At 41.9% G+C, this 13,858-nt stretch carries 15 protein-coding genes; 9 read left to right on the top strand and 6 right to left on the bottom strand.

The genetic code is table 11. The features are described from left to right. Positions 1-80: 80 nt before the first annotated feature. Positions 81-1,490 carry a pyruvate kinase PykF gene (gene pykF / locus G327_RS0116030; protein WP_026339401.1) on the bottom strand — a complete coding sequence of 470 codons (1,410 nt, stop codon included), beginning with the start codon at positions 1,488-1,490 and terminating at the stop codon, positions 81-83. Positions 1,491-1,672: 182 nt separating this feature from the next. Further along, on the bottom strand, positions 1,673-3,031 hold the full coding sequence (locus G327_RS0116025; protein WP_425413794.1) for a DegQ family serine endoprotease: 1,359 nt from the start codon (positions 3,029-3,031) through the stop codon (positions 1,673-1,675). A 182-nt stretch (positions 3,032-3,213) separates the two neighbouring features. On the opposite strand from G327_RS0116025, the gene zapE reads away from it, so the two are divergent. The 9 genes from zapE (at position 3,214) to G327_RS0115980 (ending at position 10,143) form a co-directional block, all read left to right on the top strand. Further along, complete coding sequence (gene zapE, locus G327_RS0116020; RefSeq protein ID WP_026339400.1) at positions 3,214-4,329, top strand: cell division protein ZapE; 1,116 nt, start codon at positions 3,214-3,216, stop codon at positions 4,327-4,329. A 238-nt stretch (positions 4,330-4,567) separates the two neighbouring features. After that, on the top strand, positions 4,568-4,996 hold the full coding sequence (gene rplM / locus G327_RS0116015; protein WP_019615814.1) for a 50S ribosomal protein L13: 429 nt from the start codon (positions 4,568-4,570) through the stop codon (positions 4,994-4,996). Between the two features lie 13 nt (positions 4,997-5,009). Beyond that, positions 5,010-5,399 (top strand): 30S ribosomal protein S9, encoded by a 390-nt coding sequence (gene rpsI / locus G327_RS0116010; RefSeq protein WP_019615813.1) that lies wholly within the window; start codon positions 5,010-5,012, stop codon positions 5,397-5,399. 205 nt (positions 5,400-5,604) lie between these two features. Then, positions 5,605-6,129 (top strand): non-heme ferritin, encoded by a 525-nt coding sequence (ftnA, locus tag G327_RS0116005; RefSeq protein WP_019615812.1) that lies wholly within the window; start codon positions 5,605-5,607, stop codon positions 6,127-6,129. A 241-nt stretch (positions 6,130-6,370) separates the two neighbouring features. Further along, positions 6,371-6,961 (top strand): ubiquinol-cytochrome c reductase iron-sulfur subunit, encoded by a 591-nt coding sequence (gene petA / locus G327_RS0116000; RefSeq protein WP_019615811.1) that lies wholly within the window; start codon positions 6,371-6,373, stop codon positions 6,959-6,961. Beyond that, positions 6,961-8,241 carry a cytochrome b gene (locus tag G327_RS0115995; RefSeq protein WP_019615810.1) on the top strand — a complete coding sequence of 427 codons (1,281 nt, stop codon included), beginning with the start codon at positions 6,961-6,963 and terminating at the stop codon, positions 8,239-8,241. Before petA ends, G327_RS0115995 begins: the two co-directional genes overlap by 1 nt. Then, positions 8,238-8,972: a cytochrome c1 gene (locus tag G327_RS0115990; RefSeq protein ID WP_019615809.1), complete on the top strand. Its 735-nt coding sequence runs from the start codon at positions 8,238-8,240 to the stop codon at positions 8,970-8,972. Before G327_RS0115995 ends, G327_RS0115990 begins: the two co-directional genes overlap by 4 nt. Positions 8,973-9,094: 122 nt before the next feature. Continuing rightward, the gene (gene sspA, locus G327_RS0115985) at positions 9,095-9,730 is read left to right on the top strand and encodes a stringent starvation protein SspA (protein WP_019615808.1); all 636 of its coding nucleotides are present in this window, start codon (positions 9,095-9,097) and stop codon (positions 9,728-9,730) included. Then, a complete protein-coding gene (locus tag G327_RS0115980; RefSeq protein ID WP_019615807.1) occupies positions 9,730-10,143 on the top strand; it encodes a ClpXP protease specificity-enhancing factor in 414 nt (137 codons plus the stop codon). Before sspA ends, G327_RS0115980 begins: the two co-directional genes overlap by 1 nt. Before the next feature lie 68 nt (positions 10,144-10,211). Here G327_RS0115980 and G327_RS0115975 read toward each other — a convergent pair whose 3' ends face one another. The 4 genes from G327_RS0115975 to G327_RS0115960 form a co-directional block, all read right to left on the bottom strand. Continuing rightward, positions 10,212-10,538, bottom strand: a complete 327-nt coding sequence (locus G327_RS0115975) for a hypothetical protein (RefSeq protein WP_019615806.1) — start codon at positions 10,536-10,538, stop codon at positions 10,212-10,214. Between the two features lie 64 nt (positions 10,539-10,602). After that, the gene (locus G327_RS0115970; RefSeq protein WP_019615805.1) at positions 10,603-11,550 is read right to left on the bottom strand and encodes an alpha-L-glutamate ligase-like protein; all 948 of its coding nucleotides are present in this window, start codon (positions 11,548-11,550) and stop codon (positions 10,603-10,605) included. A 3-nt stretch (positions 11,551-11,553) separates the two neighbouring features. Further along, positions 11,554-13,080, bottom strand: coding sequence for an inactive transglutaminase family protein (locus tag G327_RS0115965; RefSeq protein WP_019615804.1), 1,527 nt, complete (start codon positions 13,078-13,080; stop codon positions 11,554-11,556). A gap of 9 nt (positions 13,081-13,089) precedes the next feature. Further along, the gene (locus tag G327_RS0115960) at positions 13,090-13,830 is read right to left on the bottom strand and encodes an ATP-dependent zinc protease family protein (RefSeq protein ID WP_019615803.1); all 741 of its coding nucleotides are present in this window, start codon (positions 13,828-13,830) and stop codon (positions 13,090-13,092) included. Positions 13,831-13,858 lie beyond the last annotated feature (28 nt).

Here is a 13,858-nt window from a genome sequence, read left to right as displayed (position 1 = left end):
AATCAACTTATGGATGACCGAAATCCAGACAAAAAAAAGCACCGCTAAATGCAGTGCTTTTATTTTTCCGTATTTAGTTATTAAGCAATAACGTGTACAGAAGAAGTGTTTGTAGTACCTGAATCAACAAGAGCACCAGAAACAATCACTACTTTATCACCACTTACTACTAAACCTTGCTCTTTAGCGAAGTCCATACCTAGCTTGTAGAAATCTTCGATAGTAGCTTGCTGTTCGATAACTTTAGCAGAAACACCTTTAGTTAATGCTAACTGTTGGCGAGTCTTAGGATTGCTTGTTAGCGCTAAGATTTGTGCAGTTGGGAAGTATTTACGTACTGAACGTGCAGATTTACCTTCGCCTGTTGCTACGATGATTAATTTAGCACCAAGTTGCTCAGCGTTGACTACTGCGCCACTACATACTGCTTCAGTGATGCGTAGTTCAGATTTAGCACATGCAGTTTGTGTTGGCATAACACCATCGGTACGTTGACAGATAGTTGCCATGATTTCAACTGCTTCTGCAGGGTATTTACCTTTAGCAGATTCACCTGAAAGCATTACTGCATCTGTACCATCGATGATTGCATTTGCAACATCACCAGCTTCAGCACGTGTAGGACGCGGGTTTTTGATCATTGAATCAAGCATTTGCGTAGCAGTAATAACTGGTTTACGTGCTGCATTGGCTTTTTCGATCATCATTTTCTGTGCGAAGATTACTTCTTCAACAGCGATTTCAACACCTAAGTCACCACGAGCAACCATGATCGCATCAGAAACTGCTAAGATTTCGTCGAAGTTATCAACGCCTTCCTGGTTTTCAATTTTAGAGATGATCTGGATCTTTTCGCCGCCGTTTGCTTTTAATAGCTCACGGATTTCTAAAACGTCTTCTTTCTTACGAATAAAAGATGCTGCGATGAAGTCTACCTGCTGCTCACAACCAAATACTAAATCACCTTTATCTTTAGGAGATAGAGCTGGAAGTTGAACTTTAACGCCTGGTAAGTTAACACCTTTGTTTTCGCCTAGCTCACCAGTATTCATTACTTCACAAACAACGTTTGTATCTGTGATGCTTTTAACTGTCATTTCGATTAGACCATCGTCTAATAAAACAGTGTTACCAACAGCTAGGTCGTTAGTTAGGTTTTCGTAAGTTACTGCAACGATAGTGTTATCACCAACGATTGTCTGGTCTGTAGAAAGAGTGAACTCTTGACCTGCAGTTAATAATACGTCATCACCGTTTGCCAGTTTAACTGTACGGATTTCTGGACCTTTAGTATCTAATAATACTGCTACGTTTTTACCAGTTTCAGTACAAATTTCACGAATAGTCTCGATACGGCCGCCGTGCTCAGCGAAGTTACCATGTGAGAAGTTAAGGCGCATAACATTCATGCCGTTCTCAACTAGTTTAGTTAACATCTCTTTCGATTCTGATTTTGGACCAATCGTACATACTATTTTAGTTTTTCTCACCGTCTTTTCTCCAAGAGTGATTATGTTTTTTTATTACAAGTTTTAAAAAAAATTTAATATCCATATTTAATGGCGCGTATTTTACAAGAAATAATCGAATAAAAAATGATTTATAATCAATTTATTTCGATTTTTAGCCTTTATTTGTAAGTTTATTACGAATAAAGGCCGTTTTACCTTGTTTATTGGTTTAATATTAAATATAAACGTCTAGTATCGCGGAGCACATTTAATGCTAAAATCTCCGGCGATGTTTTAATTAGATCCGAAAGTTCCTTTAAATTGCGGATTCGCGTGCGGTTAATACCTATTATAATATCTCCCTGCTGCAGACCATAACGCTCAGCAGTTGAATCCCTCTCAACTTCTGTTACTACTACACCTTTATTTTCATCTGGCGAAATTGTATTGGTTAATACAGCTCCCGATAAAGAGGGGTGGATTGCCTGCGCCTGCACTTTACTGCTTGATGACTCTTTGAGTACAGCTGTGAGATTGAGAGTTTCACCGTCTCTTATAAGGGTTAATGAAATCTGCTTGCCTGCACTCAGACTGCCGATTTTTGCGCGCAGCTCTGCGAAAGACTTAATGGTATACCCGTTTAATGAAACAATAACATCTCCTGCTTTAATTCCTGATTCTTCAGCGGCTGAGTAAGGACTTACTTGATATATGAACGCTCCGTGCTGAGATTCCAGGTCAAAAGTTTTAGCCAGCTCCGGTGTTAATTCCCCGCCTTTTATTCCTAAAATACCTCGGCGGACTTCGCCATATTGTAATAACTGCTGAACTAAGTTGTTTACCATATTGGCAGGGATCGCAAAACCTATGCCTATATTGCCGCCGTTAGGGCCTAAAATGGCGGTATTAATGCCGATTAGTTCACCATTGAGGTTAACTAACGCTCCTCCGGAGTTGCCGCTGTTAATAGCCGCGTCTGTCTGGATGAAGTTTTCTAAATTCTCCAGATTAAGACCGCTGCGTCCAAGTGCACTGATAATACCCGAAGTAACCGTTTGCCCTAGGCCGAACGGGTTGCCGATGGCAATAACAAAGTCGCCGACCCGCAGATTATTAGAGTTAGCCAGGGGGATTTGAGTTAGTTTTTTACTGGTCTTAATTTGTAAAAGCGCAATATCACTGTGCATATCCTGCCCGATAACCTGTGCATCAAACTGGTGGCCTGATTTTAGTGTCACTTTTATTTCTTCTGCATTTTCAATAACGTGAAAATTGGTAATGATGTAACCTTGTTTCGAGTCAAAAATAACACCGGATCCTAGACCTATAAAGGGCTGTTTAGGAGTTTCAGCTTGACCGTCTTTATCGAAAAACTGAAACAGGTCGGGAAAAATCTGCTGATTAGACTGACTGCCTGAAACTGAAATATTAACTACTGCCGGGCTTACTTTATCGACGAGAGGGGCAAGGCTCGGCAGGGCTTTTCCGGCAACGGCCAGCGGCAGAGCTGCGTATGAGTTAATGCTAAGCATTATTAAACTGCAGGTGAAAAAAACGGAAGCGCTGAATTTACTCACAATAAAATTCCTTATTTATGGTCAAGATTTAAGTATTGACTAAAGGATTGCTTAATAGTTCTGTAAATACAAAGAAAAACAGGGCTTTATTTCTCACTTGTAAACAATATTTTAAAATATTGTTGAATAACCTCGGCTGCTGGGTTAAATATCTGATTAAACTTATTTATTACATCGAGCTATTTGTGACCCCACTTTCTTTATATCAGGCGGATCTGGAAAAGCCTGACTTTTTTGCGGACCCTTCCCAGGCCGCCGCTGTCGAACACCTGCAGCGTCTTTATACCGACTTGCAGGGGCAAACTGCCGAGCACGTGGAAAATGGCTTTCTGCCGTCTTTATTAAAAAAGCTGCTTAATAAACCGTTAAAAAAACAGCCTCTAAACGGGTTGTATTTTTACGGCGGCGTAGGGCGCGGCAAAACGTATCTGATGGATCTGTTTTTTCATAGCCTGCATACAGAGCGCAAATTACGCCTGCATTTTCACCATTTTATGCTTCGGGTGCATAAAGAACTGTCTGAGTTACAAGGGCAGGTTAATCCGCTGAAAATGATTGCTGAAAAATTTTCATCGGAAACTGATATTTTGTGTTTTGATGAATTTTTTGTTGATGACATTACTGATGCTATGATTCTGGCCGGTATGTTAGAAGCCCTGTTTGAACAGGGAGTCGTGCTGGTTGCCACTTCCAATATTCATCCGGCCGATTTATATAAAAACGGATTACAACGAGCGCGTTTTCTGCCAGCTATAGAATTAGTCTGTAGTTTTTGTGAAATAGTTAATTTAGACGGCGGAAAAGATTACCGTATAGGGCGGTTAATTGAAGCGGAGATTTATCATTACCCGTTAGATGAAGGAGCCGCTGTGCAGATTGAGCAGACTTTCGAAAGCTTAGCTGATGGAGACCGGGTATATGCTCAGCCGATTAAGATCAACGGCCGCAGTATTGCCGCTGCCGCTTATAGTGTTGATACTTTAAGTATTGAATTTGAATCACTGTGCGGCGGCCCTCGCAGTGTATTAGATTATATTGAACTGGCAATTCTCTACCGTACTGTTCTGATTGCCAATATTAAACAGATGAATGATCAGCATAATGATCTTGCTCGCCGTTTTATTGCGATGGTTGATGAATTTTACGATCGTCACGTCGTGGTTATTATTTCTGCGGAAGTGGAAATAATGCAGTTATATATAGGAACTAAGCTGAAGTTTGAATTCCAGCGCTGTATTTCCCGGCTGCTGGAGATGCAGAGTACAGCCTATTTACAGCAGGCACATCATAGCGAAGAGTAAAACTTATCCGCGCCAGTTTAAGCCGAAAATAATTATTGTTAATTATTTCAATATTAAGGTGATCTCTGTTGGTTTTTTCTATATAATTTCGCCGCCCACCTTATCCACACCCCAAAATTAATATGGTGGATTTGATTACGCTTGACGTATTCGAAGGGATACGAAATGGCAAATACATTTTTGATTATCAATAATGATAGTCATATTTTTTTTAAATCATTAAATTGGGTATAACTTAATGAAAACTTTTGTTGCTAAACCAGCTGAAGTCAAACGCGACTGGTTTGTAGTCGATGCTGAAGGTAAAACTTTAGGCCGTCTGGCTACTGAAATCGCTTTACGTCTACGTGGTAAACATAAAGCAGAATACACTCCGCATGTTGATACTGGCGATTACATCGTTGTTATCAATGCTGAGAAAATTACCGTAACTGGTAATAAAGCTAAAGGTAAAATCTACTACCACCACACTGGTTTCATCGGTGGTATTAAATCAATTAATTTTGAAGATCTTATCGTGCGTGCACCTGAACGTGTTATTGAGAAAGCTGTTAAAGGTATGTTACCAAAAGGCCCTCTAGGCCGTGCAATGTACCGTAAACTGAAAGTTTATGCTGGTACTGAGCATCAACATTCTGCACAGCAACCACAAGTTTTAGACATCTAATAGGATTAAAACAATGGCAAATCAATACTACGGCACTGGTCGTCGCAAAAGCTCTACAGCTCGTGTTTTTGTAAAAGCAGGTAGTGGTCAAATCACTATCAACAAGCGTAACATCGATGAATACTTCGGTCGTGAAACTGCTTGTATGGTTGTTCGTCAACCATTAGAACTTGTTGGTGCTACTGACAAGTTTGACCTTAACATCACTGTTAAAGGTGGTGGTACTACGGGTCAGTCTGGTGCTATCCGTCTAGGTATCACTCGTGCATTAATGCAGTATGACGAAACTCTTCGTTCTGAACTACGCGGCGCTGGTTTTGTTACCCGTGATGCACGTAAAGTTGAGCGTAAGAAAGTTGGTCTACACAAAGCACGTAAACGCCCACAGTTCTCAAAACGTTAATATTTCGTTTTCAGTACTGCAAAAAGCCCGGTTTATACCGGGCTTTTTTTATTCTAAATTTCCGTCTGCAGTCTAGTTGATTCCCCTTCGTCCTTTATTTTCCTGCCTCATTTTCATTCTCTCTCCAGCATCGCTTATTCTATATATTTGGTATAAAGTGAATGTTTAAAGAAATACTTACAGTAATTTAATAATGGAGTTCAATATGCTGGCCGATACTATGGTTGAAAAATTAAACGAACAGATTAATCTGGAATTTTACTCGTCGAACTTATATCTGCAGATGAGCGCGTGGTGTGAAGATAAAGGTTTTGAAGGGGCTGCATTAATGCTTCGTAATCACGCTGCAGAAGAGATGGAGCATATGAACCGTTTGTTTACCTATGTGAGTGAAACAGGGGCGTTACCCATTTTAGGGGCGATTGAGGCACCGCCGCATGAATTTGACTCTTTAAAAGATATCTTTATGGAAACTTATCAGCATGAATGCCTGATTACTAAAAAGATTAATGAGCTTACCCATGCTGCATTCAGCAGTCATGATTATTCTACTTTTAACTTTTTACAATGGTATGTCGCTGAGCAGCATGAAGAGGAGAAATTATTCAAAGGCATTCTAGATAAAATAAAATTAGTCGGTGAAGACGGCAAGGCGCTGTTCTGGATCGATAAAGATCTTGCCGAGTTAGCTAAGAACGGCTCGGCATCAATCATGGACAGCCCTGCATAATTAATGTCGTTTATTTTTAGTCTATTACCTCATAAATAGTTCACTTAATGAGAGCATGGTCAATTAAGCCGTGCTTTTCTTCTTCTGCCTTCGTAAAAGTAATGTTAATAGCTTGTAAATATTGGTCTATTTCTTTAGAATTCAGCCAGTTTTTGTGCACTTATTGCAACATGAAAAATGTGCATATCAAGTTTTATGTTTTCTGAACTGCTTTTCTGCAGCTCACAATGGAGATGGTTAAATGAGCAATGCGCCTGTTAATTCTGGTCGCCGCAAGTTTCTGACACTGACAACCGCGGTTGTCGGCGGAGTGGGGGCTGCCGCTGTTGCAGTACCTTTCGTGAAATCTTGGAGCCCAAGTGAAAAAGCAAAAGCGGCTGGAGCCCCTGTTGCTGTTGATGTCAGCAAGATTCAGCCGGGTCAGCTGATTCGTGTTGAATGGCGCGGTAAACCCGTTTGGATTGTATCTCGTACGCAGAAGATTATCGATGAATTAGCCTCGCTTTCAGGGCAGTTACGCGATCCTGACTCGCAGGAGCCGCAGCAGCCTGAATATGCATCAAATATAAATCGTTCATTAAAAGAAGAGATTTTCGTCGCTGTTGGTTTATGTACACATCTGGGCTGCTCTCCTACTTACCTTCCAGATTCCTTTGGCGAACAGGTTGAAGGGATCGAGTCCGGTTTCTTCTGCCCTTGTCATGGTTCAAAATTTGATATGGCGGGACGCGTTTTCCAGAATGTACCAGCTCCGCTAAATTTAGTTGTACCACCGCATCATTATGTCAGTGATACACAAATTCTAATCGGTTTAGATAAAGGAGATGCCTAATGCTTAAAAAACTAGTCACAGGCACAATCGACTGGGTTGATGCACGTATTCCTATGACTGAAACGTGGAATAAACATTTAGCACAATACCCGACGCCTGTTAATTTTAACTTCTGGTACTTTTTTGGTTCACTAGCGATGTTGGTGCTGGTTAATCAATTATTAACCGGTATCTGGTTAACAATGCATTATAACCCGTCTGCAGAAGGCGCATTTGCATCTATTGAATACATTATGCGCGATGTACCCTACGGCTGGTTATTACGCTACATGCACTCAACGGGAGCTTCTGCATTCTTTGTGGTTATCTACCTGCATATGTTCCGTGGTTTAATTTATGGTTCTTACCAGAAACCGCGTGAGCTTATCTGGATCTTCGGCATGCTGATCTTCCTGGTACTGATGGCTGAAGCCTTTATGGGCTACCTGCTGCCTTGGGGGCAGATGTCATTCTGGGGAGCTCAGGTAATCATCTCTTTGTTTGGTGCGATACCAATTATTGGTGATGACCTGACTTTATGGATCCGCGGGGACTATGTTATCTCCGGCGCTACCTTAAACCGTTTCTTTGCACTGCATGTTGTTGCTTTACCTTTAGCGCTGGTCGCCTTAGTTTTTTTACATATTGTTGCACTGCACGAAGTGGGCTCAAATAACCCCGATGGTATTGAGATTAAACAGAAAAAAGGCAGTGCTTCTGAAGAAGCTAAGGGTAAATTTACTTTCCACAAACATTACAGTGGTAAAAAAGATATTATCGATGCCATTCCCTTTCACCCCTATTTCACGGTTAAAGATATTATGGGGGTCGCGGGATTCTTAATCTTCTTCTGCGCCGTTATTTTCTTTCTACCTGAAGGCGGTGGTTACTTCCTTGAGCCGCCGAACTTTGAGCCGGCAAACAGTCTGAAAACACCGGATCATATCGCGCCAGTGTGGTATTACACGCCGTATTATGCAATTCTACGTGCAATTCCTGATAAATTAATCGGTGTAGTATTTTTCGGCGGATCAATTGCCATTTTATTCCTGCTGCCGTGGTTAGATCGCTGTAAAGTAAAGTCAATCCGCTACCGCAGCTGGATTCATAAAGCGAATATTACTCAGTTTATTATTTGTTTCATTGTATTAGGTGTCTTAGGCGCGCTAGCTGCAACACCGGTTCGTACCATCATTGCACAGATTGCCTCTGTTGGTTACTTCGGTTTCTTTATTGCACTTTGGGTATACAGTAAAAACGAAAAAACTAAACCGCTGCCAACGAGGTTAACATTCAAATGAAAAAATTAATGATAGCCTTAGTGGCACTGTTACCGACACTGGTGTTTGCCGCCGGTGGTAATGTTCATTTAGATAAAGCTGAATATGATTTAACGGACAAAACCTCACTGCAGAACGGTGCTAAGTTGTTCATGAATTACTGTTTTGCATGCCATTCAACGGGGTATCAGCGTTACCAGCGAGTGGCGACAGATCTGGATATCCCTGCTGAATTAATGCAAGATAATCTGATTTTTACCGACAGTAAAATCGGTGATTTGATGAATAACAGCATGGATGAAAAAGATGCTGCGAAATGGTTTGGTAATCCGCCGTTAGATCTGACATTAGAAGCACGTTTACGTGGTCCTGACTGGATCTACACTTATCTGCGTTCTTTTTACAAAGATGAAAACCGCCCGTTTGGTGTGAATAATACCGTGTTTAAAGATGTGGGCATGCCTCATGTACTTGAAGAGCTGCAGGGTATTCCTACGGCCGTTTTTGAAACTACCGTTGTAAACGGCGTTGAGCATAAAACGATTGTCGGTTTTGAGAGCAATGAAAATGGTGAGATGTCATCCGATGAGTATGACGCCGCGGTACTGGATCTGGTAAACTTCCTCGTTTACGCCGGTGAACCGAATAAGCTAGAGCGTCAAAACTTAGGTTTCTGGGTACTTGGTTTCCTAGTGATACTATTTATTCTAAGTTACTTATTGAAGAAAGAATATTGGCGTGATGTTCATTAAAGCTATCTATTCCTAATGCTAGGAGCAGGTGGTGCGTAATTATCGGCAATGCTGGTTTTATACCGTCATTGCCGTTGTCGTTTTTAAACAAATAGAATTTTAATTAATCTTAGGGGATTTCCATGGCCGTAGCTGCAAATAAACGTTCTGTAATGACACTCTTTTCGGGTGCATCAGATCTGTATAGTCATCAAACACGTATTGTTTTAGCAGAGAAAGGCGTTAATGTTGAAATCACATACGCTGACGAAGAGAACTGGCCTGAAGAGTTAGCTGAACTAAACCCTTATAATAACGTGCCGACATTAGTTGATCGTGAACTAGTCTTATACAACTCACGTATTATTATGGAATATTTAGACGAGCGTTTTCCGCATCCGCCTCTTATGCCTGTTTACCCGGTAGAGCGTGGCAAAAGCCGCCTGATGATGCAGCGCGTTGAAAGCGACTGGTATCCGTTAGTTGAAATCATTATGGGCAGCGATGCGCAGGCTGCTGAGCAGGCGAGAGTGAAATTGCGCGAGTCAATTTTGTTAATTGCACCTGTATTTGATCATTTCAGCTACTTTATGTCTGAAGAGTTCACTCTAGTTGATTGTTACATGGCACCGTTATTATGGCGTCTACCTGAATTGAATATTGATTTAGGCAATGAAAATGTCAGCGGCATTAAAAGCTATATGGTTAAAGTATTCGAGCGTGAATCTTTCCAGGCATCAATGACTGAAACCGAACGTGAAATTAGAGTAGGTATGTAATGACAGTTATGTTAGTGCAGCGTCCGTATCTTTTACGTGCATTCTATAACTGGATTGTTGATAGTGAATGTACCCCGCATATCATTGTTGATGCGGCTCAGCCTTGTGTTGAAGTGCCTCTGCAGTATGTTGAAGATGGAAAAATTGTTCTTAATATTGCACCGCAGTCTGTGATGCAGTTTTCCATGGATGATGATGCAGTTGCATTTAATGCTCGATTTGCTGGACAGCCTATGCAGGTATATGTACCTTTATACGCAATTGAAGGTATTTACGCCCGCGAAAATGGTGCCGGTACTATCTTTCCTGAAGAGCCGGCTTATCAGGCTCTGGATAAGCCGTTAGAGCCTGCACCTGAAGAACAGAAAAAACCTAAGCCGGGCAAACGCCCAAGCTTAACCGTGGTTAAATAATTTTTGCCCGCGCAGAAAAAACCGAGATTTATCTCGGTTTTTTTATATCTGCAGGAAACGTATTGAAATTAGTTATGGTTTGCCGCATTAAGATCGCTTTTTGCCCAGAATAGATAAATAGAATATAAGCAGGCAGGTATCATCAGCAGTGTGACCACTGTTGACGCTGAGAACAGCCAGGGTTCAGCGGCAAATAGAACGGGCTTAACTCTACCCGGAACCAGGTAACTTGCTATCTGCTGAGTATAAATGGCAGTCCAAAGCAGGTGAAAAAAGAGGGCTGTAAATGCGCTGCTGACAACCAGATTGAACAGCAAAGGCAGGCGGTAAATGCCGTGTGCACTGTCATTCGTATTCATTTTTAAGGTATTACGCAGCGGTATCTGTTTAAACATTATTTATTCCTATAAAAAAGCCGCTATGTGCAGAGCAGATAGCGGCTTTATGCTGAACTTTTAATTACTGAGAGAAATTTTCCTTAGAAAAAGCAATGCGCTCTTCTACGGTCATTCCATGGTCATCACCAAGGCTTTCAACCAGTTTTAAGCGCGGCAGGATACCTTCACCGTTAGCAATCTGAATAGCCAGCCCCGGGCGGGCATTAAGCTCTAACAGCATTGGCCCTAAATCTCGGTCAAGTACCATGTCCGTGCCTAAATAACCCATACCGGACATTTCATAACAGCTGGAAGCCAGGTAGATCAAACGCTCCCATTTCGGTACTTCTAACAGAGCAAGCTCTTTATTGGTGTCCGGGTGATATTTCACCGGCATATCAAACTGTACAGCGTGCAGTGCTTTACCTGTGGTGATATCGATGCCGACACCAACAGCACCCTGGTGTAAATTAGCTTTGCCGTCAGAAGCCGCCGTTGACAGGCGCATCATTGCCATCACTGGAAAGCCCTTAAATACGATTACGCGTACATCGGGCACACCTTCAAAACTAAAGCCGTCAAAAGCATTATCGAACTGGATTAAACCTTCTACTACAGCAACATCTGCACTGCCGCCTAGGCTAAACAGACCAGCAAGAATGTCAGTAACATGGCGTTTAATTTCAGACAGGCTCTCTTCGCTGCCGTTCGGCTTGAAATAGCGTCCGTTTTCAATTTTCGTAATAACCAGAATGCCTTTACCGCCGCTGCCTTTCGCGGGTTTAATAACAAAGCCTGGGGTGTCTTTGATATAGGTTTCAACCCCTTCAACTTCTGCCTGCATGGAGATAACACCTAATAAAGCCGGTGTTGTCACATTTGCTTCGCGGGCAATGATTTTGGTCTTTAGTTTATTATCAACTAACGGGTACAGTTTACGAGGGTTATAACGGCCGATATAGCCGCTATTACGCTGGTTCATGCCCATAATTCCTTTGCTTCTAAGCTTAAAGGGGCTGCAGAAAACCATAGGTTATTCCTTATCGGCTAAAGGTTTAAAGCGACGAAGCTCTAATAAACGGTAACCGGTATAACTTCCAAGAAGCAGCACCAGTGCCATAACAACGAACTGCAGGCCAATGAAGTTAAACATAAGATGACGAGTCACCTCATTGCTCATAGTAAAGTAGGCAAGTACCGCAACCGCTAAACTGCCTCCGCCCTGGAGCATGACTTCTTTTGCGCCTTCTTCTTCCCATAAAACCGACATACGTTCAATTGTCCAGGAAAGGATAATCATCGGGAAGAAAGTAATTTTAAGCCCTTCGGTTAACCCAAGCTTGTAGGACAGCACGCCGAACATGGCAATCAGCAGGATAACCATAATAATCACGGTGGATATTCGCGAGACCAGGAGCAGGTTAAGATGGGAAAGGTAGGAACGGATAAATAAACCGACAGCTACCAATAGAATAAAGCCGACTAATCCAGTTAGCAGGCTGGTTTGAATAAATGCCATAGCGATTAAAACCGGCATAAAAGTGCCCGATGTTTTAAGGCCGACTAATACGCGCATTATCACTACAATCAATACACCTAACGGAATCATTAAGATGCCTTTAAATAGTGACTGATCTTCAACGGGCAGGCTGTGAATTGAAAAGTTGAACAGGTGTTCATTTTCCGCTTTCTGCATAATTGCAGCCAGTGCCGGCTGCTCCTGCTGAATCATGGAAAAGCTGACCTTTGAGTTTCTAGCGCCGGTTAATTCCAGCAGGGCTGTACCGCTTTGATCCCAAAGCAGCAGGTTGCTGCGGTCTACCGCTTGTACACTGTCAGCATCAAATAAGCGTGAAGTTATTACACCATCTTTTTCTTGAAAAACTTCAACCAAAGGCTGCAGATGCTGCCGACGGCGACCGTCTTCCAGATAAAGCGCGCCGACTTTTTTCGATGGAATTTTAGCTTTGTTAAGTAATGAAATTAACAGATCTGTTTTACTGCTGTCCTCGTTGAGGACCAGGCTGACATTCTGACTGGTTTGTTCAGCGTTAAGTACTTTTAACAGCTCGCGGGTAAAACTAAATGCATCTGCACTAGTTTTTAATGCATCATTTATTATTTCTGCACCAGCAGTCTGCCCGGCTGGATCATACTGCAGATCAAGCAGGGGAGGCATCTCATCGATAGGTTGATCGGTGCTTTTAGCATCAGCTAGAAACTGCACATTGTAATATAGAGTCTGTTTACCGGTTGCTTCGCGAATTGTCCACTGTGCCTGCGGAGCATTACCTTCCTCTAAAAATGACAAGCCGTAACCTGGAGACGCAGCATTCTGGCTGAGCTGCAGATAACCGGCTTGTGCTTTCGGTGTGGTTAAAGAAGCGATGACTTCTTGACCATCGGCTTCAAAATCTATTTTTGCGTCAATATTCCAGATGGTACGTGTTTCGCCTGGCATCCATGGAATATCAAACGCCATATGACGCTGAATCGTCTGCGATAACCCTAAAGCAAATAAACCGGCCACGAGGACAAAAAAGAAAATACGAGCATTCATAACGGTTCCCTATTTTTTAGTTTTTTCTTGATATTTTGGGTGAATGTATTCCTGGCTGACGTCAACTAAAATCACATCACGCATAAATGTTCGGCCGATTAATACCGGGTATTCCATATGCTGACGGTCAGTTAAAGTGAATTCTGTCAGATGCACCGTATCGCCTATGCGTACCTGCAGGCGAACTACCGGACGTTCGTCAGTGACACCTGGTTTACTTGACTGGCTGATTTTAGCTATACGCTCTATTTTTGCTTCAATACGCTGAGGTTCGCTATCTTTGTTGTGCTTTAAGCTGAAGCGTACCCATTTTTTCCCGTCACGTTCGAAACGTTCGATATCAACGGCATTAAGTGATGAAGTAGTTGCACCAGTATCAATTCGTCCTTTATAACTGTTTTTGGCTGCTGAAATATAAACCCACTCAATGCGTCCAAGAACGGTTTTATCATCAAACTGCACTATCTCTTTTTTATCGCTAACCGGTACAATTTCAGTTTTAGGTGCTTTAGCTTTTTTGGCTTTTACCAGTAAAGCACTTAGTTCTGTTACTTTATCCTGGCTGGCTTTTAACGCTTCACTGGAAGCCGTTAACTCATCTTGTGTCTTCTGGTTGGTTTTTTGTGATTCCACAAGTTCACCTTGAAGATTGGTTATTTGTGTTTGTTGTGATTCAGTATCAATACTGACACAGCCGGAAGTCACAAAAAGAGCAAGTGCAGTCAACAACACTGTTTTATTTAAAAACATTAAAAATTCCTTAGCCATATATATGATA

Origin of the sequence: Psychromonas ossibalaenae ATCC BAA-1528, from assembly GCF_000381745.1 — a bacterium.
In the GTDB taxonomy this organism is placed as follows: Bacteria; Pseudomonadota; Gammaproteobacteria; order Enterobacterales; family Psychromonadaceae; genus Psychromonas; species Psychromonas ossibalaenae.
This window is presented reverse-complemented; position numbering and strand designations above follow the sequence as displayed.

What these genes read in the sequence shown, in the direction of transcription:
- rplM (WP_019615814.1), top strand. Translation starts at nt 4,568, where the DNA reads ATGAAAACTTTTGTTGCTAAACCAGCTGAAGTCAAACGCGACTGGTTT.
- rpsI (WP_019615813.1), top strand. Translation starts at nt 5,010, where the DNA reads ATGGCAAATCAATACTACGGCACTGGTCGTCGCAAAAGCTCTACAGCT.
- ftnA (WP_019615812.1), top strand. Translation starts at nt 5,605, where the DNA reads ATGCTGGCCGATACTATGGTTGAAAAATTAAACGAACAGATTAATCTG.
- petA (WP_019615811.1), top strand. Translation starts at nt 6,371, where the DNA reads ATGAGCAATGCGCCTGTTAATTCTGGTCGCCGCAAGTTTCTGACACTG.
- G327_RS0115995 (WP_019615810.1), top strand. Translation starts at nt 6,961, where the DNA reads ATGCTTAAAAAACTAGTCACAGGCACAATCGACTGGGTTGATGCACGT.
- G327_RS0115990 (WP_019615809.1), top strand. Translation starts at nt 8,238, where the DNA reads ATGAAAAAATTAATGATAGCCTTAGTGGCACTGTTACCGACACTGGTG.
- sspA (WP_019615808.1), top strand. Translation starts at nt 9,095, where the DNA reads ATGGCCGTAGCTGCAAATAAACGTTCTGTAATGACACTCTTTTCGGGT.
- G327_RS0115980 (WP_019615807.1), top strand. Translation starts at nt 9,730, where the DNA reads ATGACAGTTATGTTAGTGCAGCGTCCGTATCTTTTACGTGCATTCTAT.
- G327_RS0115975 (WP_019615806.1), bottom strand. Translation starts at nt 10,538, where the DNA reads ATGTTTAAACAGATACCGCTGCGTAATACCTTAAAAATGAATACGAAT.
- G327_RS0115970 (WP_019615805.1), bottom strand. Translation starts at nt 11,550, where the DNA reads ATGGTTTTCTGCAGCCCCTTTAAGCTTAGAAGCAAAGGAATTATGGGC.
- G327_RS0115965 (WP_019615804.1), bottom strand. Translation starts at nt 13,080, where the DNA reads ATGAATGCTCGTATTTTCTTTTTTGTCCTCGTGGCCGGTTTATTTGCT.
- G327_RS0115960 (WP_019615803.1), bottom strand. Translation starts at nt 13,830, where the DNA reads ATGTTTTTAAATAAAACAGTGTTGTTGACTGCACTTGCTCTTTTTGTG.